Origin of the sequence: Pedobacter psychrodurus (assembly GCF_032678585.1) — a bacterium.
Classification (GTDB): domain Bacteria; phylum Bacteroidota; class Bacteroidia; order Sphingobacteriales; family Sphingobacteriaceae; genus Pedobacter; species Pedobacter psychrodurus_A.
Map to the genome: position 1 here is coordinate 1 of NZ_JAVTSN010000109.1, position 2,381 is coordinate 2,381.

General features: G+C 41.8%; 1 protein-coding gene. It reads left to right on the top strand.

All coding sequences use genetic code 11. The annotated features are described in order from the left end of the window. Nucleotides 1–606 precede the first annotated feature (606 nt). Nucleotides 607–2,274, top strand: coding sequence for a group II intron reverse transcriptase/maturase (gene ltrA / locus R2S57_RS30230; RefSeq protein ID WP_316848631.1), 1,668 nt, complete (start codon nt 607–609; stop codon nt 2,272–2,274). The last annotated feature ends 107 nt before the right edge of the window (nt 2,275–2,381 follow it).

Here is a 2,381-nt window from a genome sequence, read left to right on the forward strand (position 1 = left end):
GTGCGAAACGAGGCTGTGTAAGTAATTGTTCAACGGAGATTGAACCTATTGTGTCGTCAATAGTAGCCTAAGGGCACATGCATTACGAGTAATTGTTTTGTGTGAAGCTGCCCTGACAAAGTAACCCTTTCACCGGCAGGTGAAGAAGTTGAAGCCGTGAGGTGGAAACAACGACGGTAAGCATTATGCTGTCTGGGGGCGAGGCTGAAGGTATGGTCAACGAAAGTGAACTATCATTAAAAGGTCGTTAAATCGAGCAAGCCAAACAATGCTGATAGGCTTGAACCAAAAGGTGACGCAGTTGGATAATCTCTGGGATTTTGGGATTACACGAACAACAGAACTGCCGGCGTAGAGATAGGACCTAACCCTTCGTTGTTACTTACACGGAACGTTGTAAGCCCGTATCATTCCTGCGGATGCAGGAAAGCCGACTGTAAGGAAGGCCGATAGTGGTGCGGGTATGGGATTACAGAGAAAGCGAATGCCATTTTGTAATGAAATGGATAGGAGTTTAAACGTCACTCCACACGAAAGTGGGCAGACTTCTGTATATGGTAATTATTTTACAAGAAACTTTTAGAACTTTTTAAAGGAGGAAAGCAAATGAACGTAAGTAAAACAGCGTGTGCGCCTACTGACAAAGAGCTCAGCAATTGGAACAACATTGATTGGGACAAATGCAAGAATGGAGTTGGAAAGCTACAAGCACGTATTGTAAAAGCTCAGAAAGAAGGTAAACATGGTAAGGTAAAATCCTTACAATGGGTACTAACACACTCTTATTACGCCAAAGCTTTGGCTGTGAAAAGAGTAACCTCTAACAAGGGGAAAAACACAGCAGGTGTTGACAAGGTAACTTGGGATTCGCCTGTTGAAAGATTAAAGGCGATTGCTGGTCTGAAAAGAAAAGGGTACAATCCACAGCCTTTAAGACGGGTACATATTGAAAAAAGCAATGGGAAATTACGCCCTCTGGGCATTCCGACGATGAAAGATAGAGCAATGCAGGCTTTATATCTCATGGCATTGGAGCCGGTAGCAGAAACGAAGGCAGATAAACACTCTTATGGTTTCAGAAGAGAACGCTGCACGATGGATGCTATCACACAGTGTCACACACTTTTGGGTAAAGAGAAACTCTCCCCGAAATGGGTTATGGAAGGAGATATTAAAGGTTGTTTTGATCACATCAGCCACCAATGGCTATTGGAGAATATTCCAATGGACAAAACTATTTTGAATAAGTGGCTTAAATGTGGTTTCATCTTCAAGGATGAACTGTTTCCAACAGAGGAAGGAACCCCTCAGGGAGGTATAATATCACCAACGCTTGCCAACATGACTCTTGATGGTTTAGAAACAGTGCTGCTGGATAAATTCCAACGCACTACTGTGAGTGGCAAATCATATTACCCAGCCGTAAGGTTGGTAAGGTATGCTGATGATTTTATTATCACAGGAAAAACGCATGAAGCACTGGAAAAAGAGGTTAAGCCTGTGGTTATTGAATTCTTAAAACAAAGAGGTTTAATCCTTTCTGAAGAAAAGACCAAGATAACCCATATAGACGAAGGCTTTGATTTTCTGGGCTTCAATGTCCGCAGATTTAAACATGTGGTGCTTACAAAACCATCAAAGAGTGGCATGAAGAAATTCCTATTAAAGATAAAGGACATTATTAAGTCCAATCAATCTACGAGACAGGATTCACTTATACGCATGCTAAACCCAGTTATTACCGGCTGGGGCAACTATTATAAACATAGCGTTGCCTCGGATATATTTCAGAACTGCGATCACTTGATCTTTCAAAAAATATGGTCATGGTGTAATCGTCGCCATTCCGCTAACAAGGGAAGAAAATGGGTTAAACAAAGGTACTTTCAAAAGATCGGCAATAGAGACTGGTGTTTTACTTGGAAGGAGAATGAAAATGAGGATAAAAACTATCTGACATTGAAACATCTTGCCAATATAAACATAACCAGAAATGTCAAGATTCATGGAAGTGCAAACCCCTTCGACCCTACATGGAAGTACTATTTTGAAAAGCGTGAAACGTACAAAATGTTGCAGACATTAAAAGGAAAGACGACTCTCCTTAAGTTATGGGAGAAACAGAAACGCACATGCCCTATCTGCGGCAACAAAATTGACAGAGAATTACCTTGGGGCACTACCAAAAGTATTGTCAACAACAAGGCAATTCACGAACTTGTACATGATGGTTGTCGCAGAAGTGTTTACCTTAAAAAGAGGGCTTCTCGATGAGGCCGTCTATGTGAATAGATGGCAATTACTTGAGCCGTATGAGTTGGAAACTCTCACGTACGGTTCTTAGAGGAGAAGGCGGGAGCAATTCCGCTGACTTACTCGAC